This is a genomic window from Microcoleus sp. PH2017_28_MFU_U_A (assembly GCF_020738035.1).
Classification (GTDB): Bacteria; Cyanobacteriota; Cyanobacteriia; order Cyanobacteriales; family Microcoleaceae; genus Microcoleus.
Genome location: NZ_JAEQCX010000028.1, coordinates 1 through 21046 on the forward strand (window position 1 = coordinate 1; position 21046 = coordinate 21046).

The window sequence follows — 21046 nt, forward strand, 5'->3', positions numbered from 1 at the left end:
CAGGGAGGTTTTCGGGGGTTATTGGTTGGGTGGGGGCGGGTTTTTGAGATTGTTTGTTGGTGACAGAATTAATGGCGAACCCGCCCCTACGAATTTGGGTTATTGCGACATTGCAAATTGACCGATAATTCATCTCCAAATCCATTACTATTTCCTTTGTTCTCTCCTCTGCACATCTTGCAACTGCTTCCCTATTTTTTCTACCATCTGCACATCTCCCAAAGTTTGATATCCCTCTTTTGCCAACTTCAAATACTGCATCGCTTCCAGATTCTCCCTCATAGATGAATAAACTTCTCCCAAACCGTAACGCGCCTCAGTTAGCTCTTCGATATCGTCCGGTTTTGCTCTACTAATCGCCTTTAAATAGTAGAATTTAGCCTGCGGCATTAGTTGCGATCGCCCTTGATACATTTCTCCCAACGTGCGGTAGATGGGCGGTGTCTCAACTCCCGCTGCTGGTAAGCTTTCTAGGATTTCTATTGCTTCGGCAATCAAGTTGGCGCTACGATATATCTGTGCGATCGCCAATTTCTGACTCGCTGCATTCGGTACTTGTTGCTCGATCGCCCGTACAGCCTCCTTAACCCCTTCAACCTCCTTCTCATCCAGCAATCGAAACTCCGTATCCCCCTCCCCGAGAGGATTTTCCGAAGAAACTCCCGTATTCGCCTCCACAATCAACCTGTACTTAACACCCGGTTTCAGCGCCGGTTCCCCCGGATACACCGCCTCTGTACCGTTAACCGTCTTTTCCCAATTTAACTTCGCTTTATTTTCGAGAATGCTCAACTTATAGCTAGTCGCACCCGCAACCGGATTCCAGCGCAAAATTGGCTTATTTCCCAACAATTTCGTCCGCCTTGGACTGATTATATAAGGAATTGGCGCATTGTTCCAAACAATTTGATCGTCACCGCGATCGGGACAATGAATTAAATTTTTATTGCAGTCATCCTTCGACTTTTCGCTAGCCAATAAACAGCTATTTAATTGATTTTCACCCGCTTTAATTGACTTAATTTCTGAATCTGCACATTGAATCGTAATTTGTCCGTTTTGTGCAGTTTGCAGTTTGTCGCCCGGATAAATTGGCGTACCCGCGCTGGGGCGAACATTTCTGCCATCTTGACGCTGTAGCTGCACTTCCCCGCTAATATTCAGGATTTGTCCGTTGGGTATTCTTGTCGTTGCTGCAATTGCTGGGGAAATTATCAGGTTGTTGGCGGATATTTTGGATAAATTGGCGCCAATACCGAAGTGGAGATGAGGCAAAATATCGATCGCAATCAACGTAAATGCGATCGCGCTTGCACCCATAACAACAGTCGTCTGTTTTTTCATTGACTTTTTCCTATTATTGGTAAACGTTCCTTTGCCATTTGGATACATTCATCTTGTTCTGGTATGCTGGGATTGGCAGATTTCAGTGTTTCTTGCCAATGTGTGAGTGCTTCTTGTGGTTTCCCTTTAGCTTCCAGTACCTTCGCTAAAAGACATTGAGCTTCTGGAGTCTTATTGCTGAGAGATATTGCTTTTCTTAAGTCGGTTTCCGCTGCGTCGTATCGCTTTTGATTCAATCGCACCCAGCCGCGATTCTTAAAACAAGCTGATTTTACTCCATCAAATTGAGTTTGTTCTAAACACATTCCGATTACTTTTAAAGCGGATTCAGGTTTGTTTTTGATAATTAGCGATCGAGATATTTGAGCATAAGCTTCTGGAAGTCCTCGCCAGACTGCTTGTTTCATTGCTTCTCGCGCACACTCGTCTTCATTTAATTGATCGCACAGCAAAGATAAGTTATAGGAAGACTCGCCGTTAGTAGGATTGATTGATGCAGCTAGATTGTATGAAGCTTTCGCGATTAAAAATTGATTGTTGCGGTGGTTTTTCATGCCAAATGTGTTGATCGCAGATGCCAGATGCGGGCCGATGAGTGGATAGCCGATCGCCAAACCAGCTAAACTGATGCTGGTACGCTGCATAAATTTAGTTGGAATCGTAAATTGCGGGTGGTTTGGGCGATTCCCTACGGGATAGCTTCGCTTCACCGGGGCTACATCATCTGTCGGTGCAGCGAAAGGGCGATCGCACTTTAATTCTAATAATTTTAATCCCTCAAAAGTTGGATGCTGGCAAAGCATTGGTATGCCACTCGCGCCAGGAAATTGATTTTCATAGCGCAGTAAATCATTCTTAGCTTTTCGTACTGCTAAAAATAAAGGTTCTTTGAGGGCTAAATATCTAAACAAAGACTTCACAAATTCCTGAGCAATAAAATCCGGTATAGGCGCCCGCATCACAATCACTGATGGCAAAGAAATACCTTCTGTGACTAAATCTGCTGCTATACCCATGCTCGAACAAGAATTAAAAATTAGTAATTCCAATCCTTTGACAATAGCTCGTTTGAGACCTTCTTTAAAGTCTTGTACGGTGACAGTATTGTCTGCAACTTCTTGATTTATATATAGCAATCCGTTGGCACCATTGATATCGCTATCGCTGTGCCCCGCATAAAATAAAACTTGCCAGCCTTTGTCATCAAATAACTGGTTGCGTAACTCTTGGGAATTTGGTTCTTGAAGAAATTGTAAGTCGCAGCTATCGCCCAGATATTTTGTGATTTCCGTTGCATCTTTGCTGACATCAATTCCCTGGCTGTTGCCTAAAACACATAAAATTCTGCCTCGCGAACCTAGAGGTATTCCCCCTATCATTGCCTCTTGGGGAGTTTTTTTGTATTCAGGGGAACTGCCGATAATTTCACAGTTATTGTAGTCTTCGCGAAACTGCCACACATCCCAAGGCAACTGCCAAATCTCAGAGTTATTGCATTCTAAAAATATTTCAACTAATTCGTCTCGGTTGCTAATTTCTGTTCTGAGTTTTACCTCTATTTTTCTGTAAAACTCATCAGCACTCAACCACTTGTTCATCTCTTTTTTCAAACCTTCATATATAATATTAGGCTTGTCTTCAGAGATATTTGTTTTGCCCGCAGGCTTGATTTTGATTCGAGAACTGCTTCTGTGATGTTGGGTGGCGCGACAACTAACTTTCCACCTTTTGTGCAACTCGTCAACCTCAGGTGCTGGCAGCAAGCTTCCTAAATATTGAGCGACAGTTTCTCCTTGTTTTTTAAACTCCGCTGTCACGCAAGAAAAACCTTTTTGAAAATCCCCCGATCCCAAAGCCAAGATGACTGTACTGCTCATAAATTGGATGTCATTGCAGTTAATCAAAATATCATACCACAAAATTTTCTGTTATGGTAAAATCATCTAAAGCTACTCGAATAGTAAAGCTTTCTTCTGGGTCTACGTAAAAATCGTTGAGCAAAATGCACTTATTCTGAACAGTTGATTTTACTTCATGTAAATTTTCTCCTACATCAGAGATTAAGGACAATTTAATATTGGTTGGCAAGTAACGATCGCCGATCGCCGGATGCAACTGAACGTGAACTCTGACAGCGCGATCGCTATCTTCGGCAATCCCCACCAACAACGCAACAGTTGTCCTACCCAAACGCATTCCCAAATCAATCAACTTTGCCCGCACGATATCAGCTTCGGGAAACATATCGATACTGCTTTGATGTCCGCGTGAAGTATCTTGCGATCTGGAATTTCCACCACCTCGGAATACAAAAGCTGGGTTTTCATCAGGAAAAATGAGCTCTTCTAAATTTTGTTTGCCTTCCTCAAATTTCTGCCAGTTGGTTTCTGCAACATTCTTTAACCAATTGCGTAAATTAGATTTGACCGGATTTTCAATCTCAGTCGGTTCAGTCTCGGGCTGCGGATCGAATATCGATTCAACAGATTCCCAATCCGATGTAAATATATTCTCCAACCACTGACGCAGATCGACTTTAGATTCATAGATTCTTTCAAGGTGAAGCAAGAAGTCATCCAGAGGATGTAAATCTCTCAATACTAATTCACCTGAATCCGCCGTCGGAGCAAATCCCAGCAATCTTGCTTCCTTGTCATCCTCATCAATTTCTACTACAATATAACCAATACGTTCCTCCCTAGCTTCGGTAGGAAAGCGGCAGATTTCAGGTAAATTTATAGCGGAATTTTGATTGCCATTTTCTCCTTGTTTGTGTTCAGCCCTAATTGGACGACACTCAATTTTGCCCAAGCCTTTAACATATAAATCTGCCACATTTTCAAACAGGCGAATTACTGGATTCCAGCTATCGCATTGAGTTAAATCAGTTTCAATATCTAATATTTTTAAATAATCGGCAACTACCAACACAGCCAAAGTGTTGAGATAAATCTGTTCAACTTTTTGCGGGTGTTGGTGTTCGCAAGCAAATTGCCATGCTAGATGAATTGCCTTTTGGGTAATTGGCATTGGCAATGATTGGGTTGTAGTAGTATTGTTCTTCATTTCCCGATTTTAACTCCTTGTATGATTAATAGCCACTGTCTTCTCGAAATTGTTGCAAATGAGGCCGACATTTCTTTCGGTAAAAGCTATATATTGTAGGATAAGCACAGCCAAACTCCGTTGCTATTGTGGTAAAATCTTTACCAGATGCTCTGCTTCTCAATATAACTTGACAAGTCAGATCTTTCCGCCCTCGAATATACTCGTTTAATATCCCATCAGGATTAGTTTCGATCCAGTTTTTGACGTGTTCAAACAATTGAATACATTCGACTGTATGACTGTCATCCTCAGCAGGTAAAGTCTCTATTCGATCGATCGATCGCAGTTCCGTCTTCTAAAACAAGTTTTCGATCGTCTCTCCTGCTATTTTCTCGATCTACCTTGACAGCCAAATTTTGCAGCCGTCGCCTCAAATAATAATTGAACCAAGTTATGACATTACTCCGATCGCGATCGTACTGAGTGCCGGTGCGGGATTCGCACAAATTGCTATAGAAAAACTCCCACTGTTCTTGCAAAGCATCTTCATAGTAAGGTACCTTGTCTTTCCAGATCAGACCCGAGTTTTTCATTTTAGTCACAAGCTGATTCAACAAACGTTTTAGCTTCCAAGAATTCGAGGCTTCCTCCCTAATTAGAGTGACAAGGCTGTCTAACTCTTGATAGAGAAGTTTGCGATCGCAATTTCGAGATTTTCCTGAGTCCCCAACAGGATCGGAGTCGTCGGATGAGTGGTCTTCCCCCTCGGAGGGGTGGGATTGATCGTTCATAGTGAAGTGCGGCCGCAACTTTGTTCCTACACTTATTTATCAGGGTGAGTTCGATCGTTTTATGCGAAATTGTGAAAGTTTTTTGGGGCGGATGGTTGAAAGTCTTGCGGTGCGGTAGGTTTTGCTGTGAAATTAAATGTGAATTTTTGTTGAAACTTATGAACTCTCACCAAATAAACCCGGTTTTTGGGGTTAGCGCGTCAGAATTGAGAAACCGGGTTTCTGCGTAAAATCCGGTGGGGAGGCGAAAAATATCAGAGAAACCCGGTTTCTGGGCCTGGGCGCGAGAGGATTTACGCACTTTAACCAAAGAAACCGGGTTTTTAGGGAATTTTTCGACTACGGCGAAGTTTCCGCAAAAAAACCCGGTTTCTGGGCCCATGCGTGAGTCCTCAATCGATCGCCCCTAAAACCCCGCAAACACCCATCCTTCCGTACTTTTACCCAGTGTTTGCCAAAGTTTACAAAAAAAACTTGAGATTTTTGCATAAAACCACCGAGCTCACCCTGATAAGTAAACAGGAACAACAAAAAGGCAACGAGGTCAAACCTCAAACCCCCAAAACACCCGTTGTTCCGTACTTTCACCCAGTTTTCGCAAAACTTTCAAAAAAAACTTGAGATTTTTGCATAAAACCACTGAGTTCACCCTGATAAATAAACAGAAGGGAAATTACGAACTGCGTAGGCGTAAGCCGGGGCGTAGCCATCGCACTTGTTGAGATTTATTCAAAAGTCGAATCGCCCGTAAATTCCCGATCGCAATCCGAACCAAATTCCCAAGCGATATGGGAAATGGGTTCATCCAATGTTGGCTTAGTCTATTTCCACGTTTGCATTTATTGTGATACGTATGTACGGCGTGTCGGCGGAGTTTATTTGTCAATTTTTAGCACACTTTGGATCTATTAGAAGACAACAATCATGGCTATTTCTCACATTGAATTAGATCCTATATTCCTAATAAAGCGAAAATTCAATTCCTCGAACAAAATGTCAACGCCAGTAAATATTTTATGGCGAGTGACTATTCTAATGACTCTGCAATTAGCTATTTTGTTTTTAGGTGAGCAAGCACAAGCTGGAGGTGGAGACCCAGTTGATTTAGACTCAGAGACTAGACCAAAAACAATCAATGCTACTGCCAACATTAAATGGGATAAATGGAGTCAGCCTTATTGGTTGAATACCCAAGTTTGTCGGGAAAAAAGTGGCGATCTTGCCTGTTTTAGCTCTGATACTGCTAGAAAAATGGGCTGGAATATTCCCGCCCGCAATTGATTAAATCACTCATCATTAAAGGAGTCAGATCATGAATTTCCAAAAAGTTCAAAAAATTACTGCGATCGCCATTGCTAGTGTTTCTATAGCTTTTACGGCACAAGCAGCTCAAGCAGCGGAAACTTTTCAGGTAAATGGCGGATATGCACTGAATACAAATAAGTCTTTTCGCTTGATTGACGGTAATCCTCGGATGTCTCTTTATCAACATAACATCAACGACCCTGACCAACAATTTGATCGTTTGTCGGGTAGCAGTAGCAATAGTATACTGTTGCGTCACGGTTCAACAGGCAAGTGCTTAAATGCTCATTATCTTTCCAATAATGCGGAAATTAATGTGTGGAATTGCAACGCTTCCGACCCCGATCAAAACTGGAATTTAGTGAATATTCCTAGTGGAGAGTTTTTAATCCGCCGCAATGGAACTAATCTATGTGTTGACTCTCCAACTCGTACTAATACTGGCAGGGTTCATCTAATTACGTGCGATTCTAATAATGCGAACCAGCGCTGGAAAAGTAGTGGTAGTAGTGTAAGTGGTAACATTGATTTACCTTTTGGTCGAGGTCAAAGTTGGTATGTTTGTCAAGGGTATCAAGGTAATCCTACACACACCAATTCCTATGCGTTAGATTTAACAGTCAGCAATCAAGATTTTGGTGCTACAGCTTGCTACCCTAGTGATGGAAGAAGTTTCAGTAAATCGGCTAACTATGATGTTCTTGCTCCAGCATCTGGCACTATTTCTTATGTAAATAGTGATTTAGTTTGTCTTTCAATTGACAATAGTCATAGTCTCTTAATTGGTCATTTCAATCGCACAGTTGCTAATGGTCAAAGAGTAAATGCAGGTCAAGTTTTAGGAAAAACTTCCATTGCTAATTCTAATAATGGTGGTTTTTCGCATATTCATTTAGAGGCTAGAAACACTGCTGGATGCCGGGTTGGAACATCAGTTCCTTTAACTTCTCAATATGGATTCCAATTACGAGGGGTAGGAGATTTACCTAATCTTCCTGGTGGTAACGATTATTTTAAACGTGGTTTAACCAGACCATAGTTTATTGGGAAAAAAGTGCGATCGCCCTTTATTTAAAATTAATTCGTAATCCCTCAATCCTAGGGACACTCCAAGAGCCCATTGGTGTCAACTTAATCAGTTGACACCCAAAATTGATTGAGAGCGATCGCGCCACCAATTTCTTAAGTTGACACCAATGAGCAGTGCTGTGTCCTTACAAGAGTGAAAAATCTTACGATCGCGAATAAAATCTCCTCTTTCATAAAATAAATATTCCAATGCTTGGTTCAGGATTTTGCTGACATCGTAGTCTTCGCTATCGCGAGCATTGCTGAGCAAGTTTTCTAAACGGTTCCAGCGGAATTCGCGGCGAAACAGGAAAAGACTTACTCTACGGTGGCGCTGGCGATGATTTTATCTACGGTGGCGCAGACAAACATATCATCTACGGCGAAGGCGAAAACGATACTCTCTACGGCTTCGGTGGCGATGACATCCTCGAAGGCAACTCAGGAACAGACCGACTTTTTGGCGAACTCGGCAACGATACTCTGAATGGCGGTACTGAAAATGACACCCTCGAAGGCGGCGACGGTAACGACATCCTGGATGGTGGTGATAATAACGACAGTCTGTTCGGACAAGTCGGTGATGATACGGTTATCGGCAATCGCGGCGATGACATTGTTGATGGCGGTTCCGGCAATGATTTGCTTCAGGGGAACGAAGGGCGCGATCGCATTTACGGTCAAGCAGGCCTCGATACCCTGTTCGGTGGCGACGATAGCGACACCCTGTGGGGAGGCGATGACGCTGACATCTTGCAGGGAGAATCGGGCACTGATACCCTGTTCGGCGGTAACGGCGACGACACCCTGGACGGCGGCGAAGATAACGACAGCCTGTTAGGAGAAGCCGGCCGCGATATTCTAGCTGGCAACAGCGGCGACGATTTCGTTGACGGCGGTACTGAAAACGATACTCTCTCCGGCAACGACGGCAGTGACAAATTATACGGCCGCCAAGGCAATGATTTGTTAGAAGGCAATGCCGATAATGACCAACTGTGGGGTGGCGATAACGACGATACGCTGCTAGGACAAACCGGAGATGACCAACTGTGGGGTGAATCGGGCAATGACAGCCTCGATGGTGGCGATGGGTCCGATCGACTTTTCGGTCAAATCGGCAAAGATACCCTCTCCGGTAACAATGGAGACGACTACTTAGAAGGTGGTGCAGACGACGATAGCATGACTGGAGGTGAAGGGCGCGATCGCATTTACGGAAATGACGGCAACGACTTCGCCGACGGCAACAGCGGCGACGACTACATCGACGGTGGCGCTAACAATGATACTTTGGCTGGTGGTGAAGGGGACGATCGCATTTTCGGTCAAGCCGGCAACGACAGCCTAGAAGGTAACGACGACAACGACTTCCTCGATGCAGGTACCGGAAATGACACCCTGTGGGGCAACGACGGCGACGACGAACTCTACGGCCGCGAAGACCGAGATTTGATCGACGGCGGCCGTGGCAACGACCAAATCTACGGCGGAGACGCAGCCGACACCCTCCTCGGACAAGTTGGAGACGACAACATCGACGGCGGTTCCGGCGCAGACTCAATTCTCGGCGGTGACGGCAGCGATAACATCTGGGCCCAAGCAGGCAATGACTCGGTTTACGGCGGCGCTGGCAACGACAACATTTGGGGCAACGAAGACGATGACCTGATTTTTGGAGAAGCAGGCCAAGACAAAATCGACGGCGGTTCCGGCTACGACACCATCGATGGCGGCGCTGGCAACGACGAACTGTTCGGCGGTACGGGCAACGACCAATTATTAGGAGGTGCCGGCAACGACAAAATTGACGGCAGCATCGACGACGACAAACTGTTCGGAGGTGCCGGCAACGACTTGATATTTGGCAGTCAAGGGCAAGACACGATATTAGGCGAAGTCGGAGAAGACACTCTCTACGGTGGCGACGAAACCGACATGATGGACGGCGGCGCCAGTAACGACATGGTTTTCGGCGACTCCGGCGACGACACGCTGACAGGCGACTCCGGCGACGACACCCTCACAGGTGGTGGTGGCAACGACATGATGGGCGGAGGCAACGGCGACGACTTGATGTTCGGTGAATGCGACAACGACACCATGCTGGGAGGTGCCGGAAAAGATACCCTCGACGGCGGTTGCGGCAACGACTTGCTAACCGGGGAAGCCGGCAGCGACAACCTCTTGGGTAACGAAGGCGACGACAGTCTCGATGGTGGCAGCAGCAATGACACCCTCGATGGCGGTAATGGCAACGACTTCTTAAACGGCAACAGCGGTAACGACAGCCTCAACGGTAACGATGGCGATGACAGTCTCTACGGCGGCGAAGGAAACAACGTGCTCAAGGGCGCAAATGGTCAAGATACGTTGATTGGAGGCAGTAGTTCCGACATATTTGTGCTAGCACCAAGTTCGGGACTAGATCATATATTCTACTTCCAGGGCGATCGCGATTACCTCGGACTCACACAAGACCTCACCTTTGAGCAATTGCAAATCGTTCAAGGCGGCGAGAATTACACTAACGATGCCTTGATCAGCATCGCAGGCACCGGCGAACATTTAGCTTGGTTGAAAGATACTCAAGCCAAAACAGTTGACAGTTCTCGCTTTGTCTCCATCACTCCCGGCGGCGCGCTTCCCGCAGCTTTCAATACTCCCTCACCTGTGGATATTTTGACAGGCGAAACACTGGATAGCGACAATGTTATGAGTGCGGTCAATACGAGTTCTAGCACTGGCTTATTAAGCACGACTGCTGCACCAATTAGTCAGCCAAAAAGCACGACTACTGCACCAATTACTCTGCCAACCGGTACAACTACCGCACCAATTACTCTGTCAACTGCCACGACTACTGCACCAGCAAGTCTGCAACCATTGACAACAGGTACTAATTCAGCTACTGCAACAGCAACGTCTGCGAAAACTACCACGAATGACATCTTGTTAAATGGCGGTTCAATCCCAACCATGAAGACCTTTAGCGAAACCGACGATGACATCCTCGTCTACGACACAAAGAGCTTGTTGACTTCTCTCACCAGCGCTCAAACTCAGCCAATTCTGCCTTTGACTGGCACGATTGCTAGTAGTTCGATTATTCCAACTGCGAATACTGCTGGTAAGGACAACAGCCTATTAATTACTCCGGCTGCAAGTCCAATCAATCTACTAGGGAATAGCAGTTTGACTGGCACTTCTACCGTGAAGTAATTGTAGGTTTAGTTGAGGGCGATCGAATAGAGAAAAACCCGGTTTCTTGAAGAAACCGGGTTTTTTGCATGCAGTCCGCTCCAAGCGATTTGTTAGGTAGCTGGCAACGTATCATCAGAGCTTTCTTCATTGCCTTGAATTGCTACCCAAGGAAGTTTTGAATACCGATCTTTGATCATTTCTAACTCATCTAGTGCGTGCAGGAAAAATCTTTTGATAGCTACCACATGGTCTTCTTCAGAAAGAAAGTCCTGTAAACTTTTGTCTCGAACTATTCCTGCCCAGTCTTTTGAGCTATCTAAGTTATAACCCTTCCAACCGTACTGTTCGCAAATATCTTTCATCGCTTCAATAATTTCTGCTCGACGCGGTGAATTAGGATTTACTTCAAGTACGAGACGTACTATTGGGTAATCAGTTAAATGTGATGTCTTTAGAATAAAGCCTAGACCACACCACCATCTTCCACTTGACATTTCGGCAGTCATTAAATATCGCCCATGCCTTTGCATCTGGGTAAGAGCTGTAGACCTTTGCCCAATTGCTCCCAGAACTTTCTTAAAGCGCTGACTGACTTCTTCCCACATTGTCTCTTCCATAAGTTTTAGTGATTTTGTGAAATTTGCTAACGCAATCACGTCAATAGAAGAGAACTGATTGTTATGTGCCATGCGATACTCACCCATAAATGTCATAATTTCTTGAACAAGCATCGTATCTGCCTGAGATTTCAAAAATCGATAGAACTGATGCCATCTCAATTGCCTGAACTGAACGGTAGATTGAGAAATATTCTTGAAAATATATTTTTGATCTTTTGGATCGAAATCACGAGTAATGTACAAAAGAAATTTGTGCTGGAACCCGGAAATTCCATGCAAAATCTCGGCATACCTTGAAAGCTGCTCGTAGCCTTCCTGAGAGCCAATCTTACTTTCGACAAAGATGATGCTACGACTTTTAGTATCTACTAGCTCAATTAAGATATCTGGGCGGCTAGCTAAACGATGACCATCAAGAGGCTCAAACTCCCTCTGTGTTGAAACATAGGCATCCAAATAAATGTTTGTATCTAATAAGTTTAAATTATTGAGCCAAGAATAGAGAATTTCCTTGTCTGTACTGAAGAGGTAAGCGACCAACTCAGTGAAGAAATCTTCTAGCGGAATACTACCTGTATTGAGACTTAGGAGCCGACTGAAAAGCGCCACTAACATTCACCTATTATGTTTTACTCTCAACAAGTGAGTTTACCGTACTGCTCTAGCCAGATGATCAAGCTACCTAACTTATAATTGTGTCGCAGATGCGGTACAAGACTATTCCTAGTTGGTTTATCTCGCATATCTGCGGTTTAAACTCCGAACATTCTCAACAGCTTGTTGTCTGCTTTAACTCAAAAAATAAACCACCCCGATCGCCCTGTCGGCAAGAAAAAGTGACACGATCTTGTAAACTCACGTAAATTACCTCGATCGATTTGAGATTTGAGGTTGACGATCCTTATGCTCGGAGTTAGGAATTTTTTTAGATATTTTTCTGCTAGAGCTGGTTTAAGAGTTCTGTGGGGGAGTAAATGGGGAGGTTGCTACCAATGAAGTCTTTCCGATCGCGCGTGACGATCGCATCAAGTCGATCGATCGTCGCGCAGGCAAGTTGGATACTATCTTCAAAGTCTTTCAAGCCAAGGCTGAGAGCGGTTTCGACGGTTTGGCGATCGACAGCACAAAATCGGAGTCCAGTTAGTAGTCGATGAATGGCAGCAAGGGCGACTTCACGACCTTCGGTTTTACCAGAAAACTGGGTCTAAAGCCCCGTCCTTTTAGGACGGTTTTAATTATCCAGATTTGTGCTTCGAGGTTTTCAGGAATCAGTTCTTGTTATGCTATATTAAAGTAATACTACAGGTAGCATAACCGCCGATACACATGAGACACGCCTGCTCAAACGACTGGTCGGAAAATAATAATGGTTAGTGGGTGGCGAAAACCACGAATAAACATAGCTAGGGTAACTAACGTAACCCAGACCAGAAAACTAAAATCTTAAATACTAAACGTACCGTGGGGCACACGGAAACAAGGAGAGAAATCTCCGAAAGCTTGGGGAGATGCGCCCTCTGGGGCTATTTAAGTTAGACTTGATGCTTGGTTCTATCGAACGGGTATTTGGTTTAAATATTGCCGAAAGGATAGGTAGTTTTAAGGTATGTCTGCGAACCAAGAATCCCCGTACTTTTAAGTCGGGGAGTGTCAAGGATGATGTAGAAAATATTGGTGATGGTGGTTCCGGCGATATAGCCTTCCAAGTTGCCCCGTTCAATTTGCTCGAAAAGGGCGATCGCACTCTCGACAAAGGATTCCCGTTCCAGGATTAGGTCTAGGACGATGTTGGTATCAATAAGAATTTTCACGGGATGGCTTACTGGTATTTTTGGGTGAGATAGTCGGTATATTCTGTTTGCAAGTCATCATCGTTTGGGGCTGCTCCAGACCGTTTGGCAATGCCCCGAAGTCCGGTGAGAGTGCCGGGGGGGATAGCTTGTTGAGGAGTGGTGAGTTGTTTTTGCTGGAGAAATTCAGCGAAGTGGAGGACTTCGTTGATTTGGCTTTCTGGGAAAGTTTGGATCAGTTGATAGAGTCTTTCGGTGGCTGTCATGGCTTTTAGGGGGTGGGTGGGCTTTATCGTCTCCTAACACAACTTTGAAATCTTACTTCGATCGCCCTGCCAGTGATAAAAAGTGACACGATCTTGTAAACTTACGCAATTTTAATAGCTTCGATCGCGCGTACTTGCAACCTTGAGAACAACTACAATTCATCGATCGTCACCAACCCACCTTCTGTAAACTGAATAACAAGTTCTTGCTCATCCAGCAAGGCAGTTCCAACCAATGGTCGCCTTCCTGTCGCAATGACAAGGACTTCTCGCTCTTCACCATCCCAAAGGACGATCGCTTCGTGAATTGGTAGCAAGACTTCACTATTATCTGCCAAATTTGCGGGAATGTCGTGTCTAAAGGTCAAGCCCATCAATAAAACAGCCTCTAGAGGAAGACATAATTCCCCAGTGAAGCCTGTATCTATCACAAACTCAATAGGGATGCTTGAGCCATTCGATAGCAAGAAAGTCAGCGTTACTGTTGCGTGTCTATTTGTCACAATCCCTGAAATCACTTGTATACACGCTCCATGACACCACCAAATGAGACAGCAACGTTATATCCAATACGAATACCAAATAGTCTAGCGTTTGGGTGCTTCTTGCTAAGGTTACGGGAGGCTTGCAATCCAGTTTTATCGACTTCATAATCACCTGTCTCAATGTCGATGATTACCATCTTGCCGATGTTCTTTTCCACTTCTACCTTTTCGCGGATGGTGCTTTCATACAATTGCTTGGCACGTTTCGCAACTTCTTCACGGCTTAAAAGGATTGCTTGCATAGGTTGACTCCCAGGCTTTTCTGTGAATCCTTCCATGATAGCGCACGCACAAGCAGGGCGATCGTTGCAGTTAATTCAATAAATTTGTTTATTTTCTGAAAAAAATAGTTCGGACAGTTTTTTAACGGCCCTGTAAGCCGATGGCGAGGAAGCCCTGCCATTTTTAACGCATTTTAAGCAACGAGTGCGATCGACTTAAACCTTAAAAAAATAGTCCACTACATAGCCAGTAATGGTTTCGGACACTATATCAAAACTAAAACTGTCCGAACTCTTGTATATAAGATAAGAGCGCTTAAGCGCAACTACGTACCTTTTTTATCTGATTGTTGCGCCTGGACTTTCATAGATAGAACAGATCTTAAGCGCAACTACGTACCTTTTTTATCTGATTGTTGCGCCTGGACTTTCATAGATAGAACAGCGCTTAAGCGCAACTACGTACCTTTTTTTATCTGATTGTTGCGCCTGGACTTTCTTTTTTTTACGATCGCACTATGAGCTGATATCGTTTCCGGTTGCATCGGTATTGTTTAAACCGTCAACAGTTAACAGTCTACAGTCTACAGTCAACATCACCTGACGGTGCAGCCGGAATTGATATCATTTCATCTGCGTTCATCCGTATTCATCCGCTAACATCTGCGGTTCCCAACTCCCGATCTAACTACTTCGCCGCCGGCAAAGACAATTGAGGCGAAGTATGAGGATAGCTGCCATTTTCAGGAATAGCTGCCGGTTTCTCGGAAAGTAAAAACTCGCGAATTAATCTAGCAACTGCTCTTTGAGCTAAACCGCCGACGACTTGCTGGCCCATATTCTGCACTTCTGGTTTCACTAATAATTGCGGCAGTAGTTGCAATACTTTCATGCCGTCAAAACCCGGAGTTGATTGCAAAATATCCCAAATCCGCTTGATGTGTTCGAGGTTTTTTTGTTCGGTTTGTGAAACTACAGGTTGATTTGCTTTGACTCCAAACCATTCGCCGACGACTGCTTTGGCGTTAGCAACAGCATTGCTCGAAAGTGTGTCGAGACTTTTCACCAATTCAGCAACAATCCGATCGCGAATATAATCTCCTCTTTGAGAAAATAAATACTCTAACGCTTGGTTGAGGATTTTGCTCACATCGTAATCGTCGCTTTCGCGGGCATTGTTCAGCAAGTTTTCTAAGCGATTCCAGCGGAATTCGCCTTGTTTGAACAATAAATCTTGCAGGGATGCTCTCAATTCCGGTGCAGGGTCGCTCAACAGCCGTTTTGCTACGTAAGGATAAGCTTTACTCAGCACTTTGAATTCTGGATCGACATTAATGGCAATCCCTTCTAGCGTAACGAGCGATCGAATAATCAAAGCATAGTAAGCGGGAACTCGGAAAGGATACTCGTACATCACCGCCGAAAGTTCGTCAGTAATGCTTTTGAAATTGAGTTCGGCAACGCTAGCACCCAAAGCATTGTTAAACACCCCAGCCAAAGCCGGAATAATTGGCGTCAAATCCGTGTCTGGCGTTAAAAACTCCAACTTCACGTAATCTCTGGCCAAACCTTCAAAGTCGCGGTTTACCAAATGCACCACAGCTTCCAACAAGCCGTACCGCTGATAAGGTTTGACTTCGCTCATCATCCCGAAATCGAGATAAGCTAATTGACCATCAGGAGTTGCCAAAAGATTGCCGGGATGCGGGTCAGCGTGAAAGAAACCGTGTTCGAGAAGCTGTCTGAGAGAACACTGCACCCCCACTTCAATTAAGTAAGGAGCGTCAATTCCTTGAGCCTTGACGGCTTCTAAATTAGTGAGTTTGATGCCGGTAATCCACTCCATGGTCAAGACGCGGCGGCGGGTATATTCCCAGTAGATTTTGGGAACGTAAATATCCTTCAGATTCCCGTAGAGTTCGGCGAAGCGTTCGGCATTGTGTCCTTCGTGGGTGTAGTCCATTTCTTCGTAAATGCGCTCGCCCAACTCGTCCATAATTCCGGCGAGGTCGCTGCGAATGATTTTGAAGTTGTTTTGCGCCCAAACTGCGACGCGCCGCAGGATGTAAATATCTAAGCCGATGTTTTCGGCTAAACCAGGTCGCTGCACTTTGATGGCGACGGTTTCGCCGGTTTTGAGTTTGCCTTTATAGACTTGTCCGAGGGATGCTGCTGCGATCGGATCTGCGGTGATTTCGGCGTAAATATCCTTGGGGTGTGCGCCCAATTCTTCTTGTATAAATTGATATGCTACTTCGTTGGGAAACGCTGGTAATTGGTCTTGCAGCGTGGTTAGTTCTTCTAAATATACCGGCGGTACTAAGTCGGGGCGAGTTGAAAGTGCTTGTCCGATTTTGATGAAAGCTGGGCCGAGTTGGGCGAGAATGTCTCTGAGTCGGGCGGCGCGACGTTTTTGGTTCTTGGCGACGCGGCCTGTTTTGCCGTCAAACCACAAACTGAAGGCGAAGCTAAAAAATGTCCAAACAACGCTCAACAGCCTTTTCCAGACTTGCAGGGGGCGATTTTTGTATTGGGCTGCGATCGCAACTGGATCGTAGCGCACAGCTTCTCCGGCCAACTCATAAGCGATATCTTTGGCTGATTTGAGCGGTTCGGGAGTCGCTGCGGGACTTTCTATTTCTACTTGTACTGCTTGCAGGGGAATGGTTTCTACCTCTTTGAGATTGCCGATTGCAGTGTGAGTCCCTGAATTTGAGTAAGTTGGCGGGGAGGCTGGCGATACCGTCTTGACATCCATAAACTCAGACCTAGTGTGAAGCATTGTAAAGACATTGTAACAATTTGTGGCCTTCTCGCCACTATTGTGAGATAGAGAAAACCGAATTGGTTAGTCAGTTGACAGTTGACAGTTGACAGTTGACAGTTGGCAGTTGACAGTTGTCAGTTGGCAAAGGACTAAAGAAACCGGGTTTTTTAGTGGAGTATCTAAGGTTGTAACGCTTGTTTTGGCGAAAAACCCCATTTCTGGCCACCCCCTCTCCGATTCCCCTCCTATCGCGATTTTCACTCCCTGCCGGTTCTGAGGAGTCGATCGCGAATGCTTGAAAGTTGCGATTTGGTGCTGACGGGCGATCGGGGTCGGGGCATTTCGGTATCGGGCCAGTTGGCTAAGTCGTTACAGGGACACAACTCCGGCGGCATTCCAGCATCGCGCAACGGTACGGGCATGGCGCAGCGCGCACAGGGACTGATTTCCCATGCTGGTGTCAGCAGTTGGGCAATTGTTTCGTTGGTGCCTTGCAGGTAGGAGTCTCCGCTGTCGGAGGAGATGATTTTTTGCCAGCATTCTTCAAATTCCCTGCTGTAGCGATCGCCCGCAATTACCGATTTTGGTAGCAGCGCTTCGGAACCGTTGCGAATAAATACTTTTTTGCCTAACTGAAACCAGTAAGCAATATATTTTCTGACTTCACTTTCTGATGCCATAGCTTTTACTCAATCCTGCAATTCATTGGTAATTTTAGACTTTAAACTTTAAATTTGATCTCTATCTCAAGAGACATTTGATATTTGACATTCTTTCAAAAGCCGACTATTTTAGGTGTCAAATTGTTGTGCTGGTTGCCCGATGGAGTATTTTTTTGGAGTGATTGATGTGATTTTTGAGTTTTCGAGCTTAATTATAATTATAGCTGATTTTTAGTTAAAATTGTCTGCGGGCAAACCGAGCTTTTTGCTCTAAAAGTCGATCGCGCTTCCGTCTGTTAATTCTTGGCGGGCGGTAGTGGCGTACCCAAAGCGGACAGGTTCAAGGCGTAACCTCCGGTGGCGAGATAAACAGTATCGGCGATCGCCCCGATTTGACGGACGAGTGTGCCGAGGCGATCGCGAAACAGCCGCCCCGCCGGATAAGCAGGCACAACACCCCATCCTGTTTCCTCTCCTACAAAAATTGCATCGGCCGCAGTTGACTTCAAACTCGCTAGCAAATCTTGCTGTGCAGCAGTCCACAGTGTGGCTTCTTGTTCTAAAAGATTCGCCGTCCAAGTTCCGAGGGAATCAATTAACAAGCAATCCGATGGTTTACCAGTGCGGACAAATGTCGGTAAGTCGATCGGCACTTCTAGAGTTTTCCAATGAACCGGGCGGCGATTTCGGTGTTGTTCGAGGCGGCGCAGCCACTCCAAATCTGTTTCATCAACCATGCCAGTAGCCACATAGATTACTTGTTTTCCCGAAGCAGCAGCCAGAGTTTCGGCCCATTCACTTTTACCACTTCGAGCCGGCCCAGTTACTAAGATTATTTTAGTCATTGGTTATTGGTTATTTGTTATTGGTTATTTGTTATTTGCGGTTCCCTGAGCGTAGTCGAAGGGTCGAAGGGTTATTGGTTATTTGCGGTTCCCTGAGCGTAGTCGAAGGGTCGAAGGGTTATTGGTTACTGGTTATTGGTTACTGGTTACTGGTTATTGGTTATTGGTTACTGGTTACTGGTTATTGGTTGCTGGTTATTGGTTGCTGGTTATTAGTTATTTGTTTGATTACCAATGATTTTTAGGCGATAATAGCATTGATAGGACAATATCAGAATAACTACATCAAATTTCCCAACATAGCCGTTTTCCAGCAAGTGAGTTACGCCCTTACCAATTTGCAGAGAGAAGAAAAGAAGCAAAAAATAGAGACTATCCCCAATGCCCAATGCCCTGCGCGGGCCTTCTTCCCAATGCCCAATGCCCCATGCCCCATGCCCAAACCTCAGATATCAGCCATAATTTGCACTCACAATCGCGCCAGCTATTTAGCTGGGGCGATCGACAGCTTGCTGGTACAAGATTTTCCCGATAACTTTGAAGTAGTAGTAGTGGATAACGGTTCTAACGATTATGCCAGCCCCAAAAGTACCACGACAAGCACTCGCGAGGTGGTAGAAGCAAGACTCTCCGACTGCCGCCTCAAGTATGTCTGGGAACCCAAAATCGGTCTGTCAGTAGCGCGGAACACCGGCGCCAAGGAAGCTCGCAGCGAAATATTAGCTTATCTCGACGACGACGCTATTGCTGAGCCGAATTGGCTCAGGGTGCTGCACGCCGCCTATCAAAGCAATCAAAAACTAGCCGTAGCCGGCGGCAAAGTTAACTTGCTGTGGCCTTGTGGAGTCTGTGCACCCAAATGGCTATCGCCCGGATTGGCCCAAAACTTGGGAGTTTACGATTTAGGGGATACTTGCCAGTACGTAACTGCTGCCGGTTTGACTCCCAGGGGTGTAAACTACTCGATCCGGCGTGCTTTTCTCGAACAAATTGGTGGCTTCGATGTCAAACTCGGTAGAGTCGGCACAAAGTTGCTGTCAAATGAAGAATTGCGCGCGACAGAATTAGCATTAGAGTTAGGCTGGCAAGTGGTTTATCTGCCCGAGGCCCTGGTTCTGCACAATGTGGCTGTAGAAAGGCTCAAGCAAGCTTGGTTTCTCGATCGCGGTTGGTGGCAAGGCATCAGCGAGTGTTATCGGGAACAATTGTCCGATCGAGCAGGTATTGCTCAGCTTGGACGGGGCGGTGAAAGAATACTGAGGGGTGTATACAAGTCTTTTAAATACATTAGAGATCCAGGGCTGCGCTTTGAAAATTTCGTTTTTGCTTGGGGTCAAATCGGTTATTTAAGTGCAGCCCTTCAGGGCCTGATCTTTCCACCGAAATCGACCAGCAGGCATTAGGCTATAGGCAATATCCCTCGCTGTTAAAGTCGTCGGCGCTATAAAAGGCCGATCGCACTTCATCCACAATAACTCGACCGCATTCAGGTTCAAGCACTCGATTATGACATCTAGTTCATCAAAGATTCCGGTTTCAGTTCTCATTCCGGCAAAAGACGAAGAACTTAATCTACCTGCGTGTCTGGCCAGCATTGCCAGGGCAGATGAAGTTTTCATGGTTGATTCCCAAAGCAGCGATCGCACGGTAGAAATTGCCATCAGTAGCGGTGCCAAAGTAGTACAATTCTACTTCGACAACCGCTGGCCGAAAAAGAAAAATTGGTCTTTGGACAACCTGCCCTTTCGCAACGAATGGGTATTAATTGTCGATTGCGACGAGCGCATCCCCCCGGAACTTTGGGACGAAATCGCGCGGGCGATCGCCGATCCGAATTTTGACGGCTACTACCTCAACCGCAAAGTCTTCTTTTTAGGTCAATGGCTGCGTTACGGCGGCCGATATCCCGACTGGAATTTGCGTTTGTTCAAGCATCAAAAAGGCCGTTACGAAAATCTCGGCACTGAATCCGTCCCCAACACAGGTGACAACGAAGTTCACGAACACGTCATTTTAGCAGGTCAAGTCGGCTACTTAAAACATGATATGATCCACGAGGATTATCGCGATTTATTTCATTGGATAGAACGGCACAACAGATATTCAAATTGGGAAGCCCGCGTTTATTACAATATTATTGAAGGGCGCGATGACAGCGGCACTATTGGCGCTCACTTATTTGGAGATGCAGTGCAGCGGAAGCGATTTCTCAAAAAAGTTTGGGTGCGGCTGCCTTTGAAACCACTCCTCAGATTTATTTTATTTTACTTTATTCAGCTCGGCTTTTTGGATGGAAAAGCTGGCTATATTTATGCAAGGTTATTGAGTCAGTATGAGTATCAAATTAATGCAAAACTTTACGAGTTGCGCTCTTGCGGCGGCCAGTTGAATGTGGCAGAATCTGAGCCTACTTTGTCGCCGCCGGTAGTTAGTGATTCGGCGGTTGAAACTAAGAAATAAACAGGATATTTCAGCCGAATTTTGTATTAGTCCGCGGAGGCGGACATTGTTTGTGTAGACGCGGTTTCTAACCGCCGGATTTCTTCATTTGTATCAATGCTATTTCAACC

General features: G+C 45.4%; 18 protein-coding genes and 2 pseudogenes. 6 read left to right on the forward strand and 14 right to left on the reverse strand.

The window, feature by feature from the left end; all coding sequences use genetic code 11:
* Positions 1-147: 147 nt before the first annotated feature.
* From JGK14_RS03865 to JGK14_RS03880, 4 genes are all read right to left on the reverse strand, one after another.
* Positions 148-1344, reverse strand: coding sequence for a hypothetical protein (locus JGK14_RS03865; RefSeq protein ID WP_325314778.1), 1197 nt, complete (start codon positions 1342-1344; stop codon positions 148-150).
* A complete protein-coding gene (locus tag JGK14_RS03870) occupies positions 1341-3221 on the reverse strand; it encodes a CHAT domain-containing protein (RefSeq protein WP_325314779.1) in 1881 nt (626 codons plus the stop codon). Before JGK14_RS03870 ends, JGK14_RS03865 begins: the two co-directional genes overlap by 4 nt.
* Positions 3222-3252: 31 nt before the next feature.
* Positions 3253-4374 (reverse strand): DUF1822 family protein, encoded by a 1122-nt coding sequence (locus tag JGK14_RS03875; protein ID WP_325314780.1) that lies wholly within the window; start codon positions 4372-4374, stop codon positions 3253-3255.
* 326 nt (positions 4375-4700) lie between these two features.
* Entirely contained in the window at positions 4701-5183 is a 483-nt protein-coding gene (locus JGK14_RS03880) for a hypothetical protein (RefSeq protein ID WP_325314781.1), read from the reverse strand.
* A gap of 993 nt (positions 5184-6176) precedes the next feature.
* Between JGK14_RS03880 and JGK14_RS03885 the strand changes: the two genes are divergently transcribed.
* Positions 6177-6464: a hypothetical protein gene (locus JGK14_RS03885; protein WP_293202886.1), complete on the forward strand. Its 288-nt coding sequence runs from the start codon at positions 6177-6179 to the stop codon at positions 6462-6464.
* Between the two features lie 31 nt (positions 6465-6495).
* Positions 6496-7527, forward strand: a complete 1032-nt coding sequence (locus JGK14_RS03890) for a ricin-type beta-trefoil lectin domain protein (protein ID WP_293189986.1) — start codon at positions 6496-6498, stop codon at positions 7525-7527.
* 96 nt (positions 7528-7623) lie between these two features.
* On the opposite strand, the gene JGK14_RS03895 is transcribed toward JGK14_RS03890, so the two are convergent.
* Positions 7624-7827 carry a hypothetical protein gene (locus JGK14_RS03895; protein ID WP_293189984.1) on the reverse strand — a complete coding sequence of 68 codons (204 nt, stop codon included), beginning with the start codon at positions 7825-7827 and terminating at the stop codon, positions 7624-7626.
* Between the two features lie 23 nt (positions 7828-7850).
* Between JGK14_RS03895 and JGK14_RS33965 the strand changes: the two are divergent.
* Both JGK14_RS33965 and JGK14_RS03905 read left to right on the forward strand, forming a co-directional pair.
* A pseudogene (locus JGK14_RS33965) lies at positions 7851-8153 on the forward strand (calcium-binding protein); the annotation flags it as partial.
* A gap of 45 nt (positions 8154-8198) precedes the next feature.
* Positions 8199-10778, forward strand: coding sequence for a hypothetical protein (locus JGK14_RS03905; RefSeq protein WP_325314783.1), 2580 nt, complete (start codon positions 8199-8201; stop codon positions 10776-10778).
* 92 nt (positions 10779-10870) lie between these two features.
* Here JGK14_RS03905 and JGK14_RS03910 read toward each other — a convergent pair whose 3' ends face one another.
* The 9 genes and pseudogenes from JGK14_RS03910 to cobU form a co-directional block, all read right to left on the reverse strand.
* Positions 10871-11995: a hypothetical protein gene (locus tag JGK14_RS03910; RefSeq protein WP_293207375.1), complete on the reverse strand. Its 1125-nt coding sequence runs from the start codon at positions 11993-11995 to the stop codon at positions 10871-10873.
* A gap of 325 nt (positions 11996-12320) precedes the next feature.
* A pseudogene (locus tag JGK14_RS03915) lies at positions 12321-12551 on the reverse strand (PIN domain-containing protein); the annotation flags it as partial.
* Between the two features lie 400 nt (positions 12552-12951).
* Positions 12952-13191: a type II toxin-antitoxin system VapC family toxin gene (locus JGK14_RS03920; RefSeq protein ID WP_325314784.1), complete on the reverse strand. Its 240-nt coding sequence runs from the start codon at positions 13189-13191 to the stop codon at positions 12952-12954.
* Between the two features lie 8 nt (positions 13192-13199).
* Entirely contained in the window at positions 13200-13436 is a 237-nt protein-coding gene (locus tag JGK14_RS03925) for a DUF2281 domain-containing protein (protein ID WP_293276751.1), read from the reverse strand.
* Positions 13437-13588: 152 nt separating this feature from the next.
* Positions 13589-13939, reverse strand: a complete 351-nt coding sequence (locus JGK14_RS03930) for a clan AA aspartic protease (RefSeq protein WP_325314785.1) — start codon at positions 13937-13939, stop codon at positions 13589-13591.
* 11 nt (positions 13940-13950) lie between these two features.
* Positions 13951-14223 carry a hypothetical protein gene (locus JGK14_RS03935; protein ID WP_293178736.1) on the reverse strand — a complete coding sequence of 91 codons (273 nt, stop codon included), beginning with the start codon at positions 14221-14223 and terminating at the stop codon, positions 13951-13953.
* Between the two features lie 667 nt (positions 14224-14890).
* Positions 14891-16960, reverse strand: a complete 2070-nt coding sequence (locus tag JGK14_RS03940) for an ABC1 kinase family protein (protein ID WP_293219643.1) — start codon at positions 16958-16960, stop codon at positions 14891-14893.
* 266 nt (positions 16961-17226) lie between these two features.
* The gene (locus JGK14_RS03945; protein ID WP_293196174.1) at positions 17227-17649 is read right to left on the reverse strand and encodes a hypothetical protein; all 423 of its coding nucleotides are present in this window, start codon (positions 17647-17649) and stop codon (positions 17227-17229) included.
* Between the two features lie 278 nt (positions 17650-17927).
* Positions 17928-18476: a bifunctional adenosylcobinamide kinase/adenosylcobinamide-phosphate guanylyltransferase gene (gene cobU, locus JGK14_RS03950; RefSeq protein ID WP_293178740.1), complete on the reverse strand. Its 549-nt coding sequence runs from the start codon at positions 18474-18476 to the stop codon at positions 17928-17930.
* Between the two features lie 434 nt (positions 18477-18910).
* Here cobU and JGK14_RS03955 point away from each other — a divergent pair, with 434 nt between their 5' ends.
* Together JGK14_RS03955 and JGK14_RS03960 are read left to right on the forward strand one after the other, a co-directional pair.
* The gene (locus tag JGK14_RS03955; protein WP_293178833.1) at positions 18911-19879 is read left to right on the forward strand and encodes a glycosyltransferase family 2 protein; all 969 of its coding nucleotides are present in this window, start codon (positions 18911-18913) and stop codon (positions 19877-19879) included.
* A 103-nt stretch (positions 19880-19982) separates the two neighbouring features.
* Positions 19983-20936 carry a glycosyltransferase family 2 protein gene (locus JGK14_RS03960; protein ID WP_293189972.1) on the forward strand — a complete coding sequence of 318 codons (954 nt, stop codon included), beginning with the start codon at positions 19983-19985 and terminating at the stop codon, positions 20934-20936.
* The last annotated feature ends 110 nt before the right edge of the window (positions 20937-21046 follow it).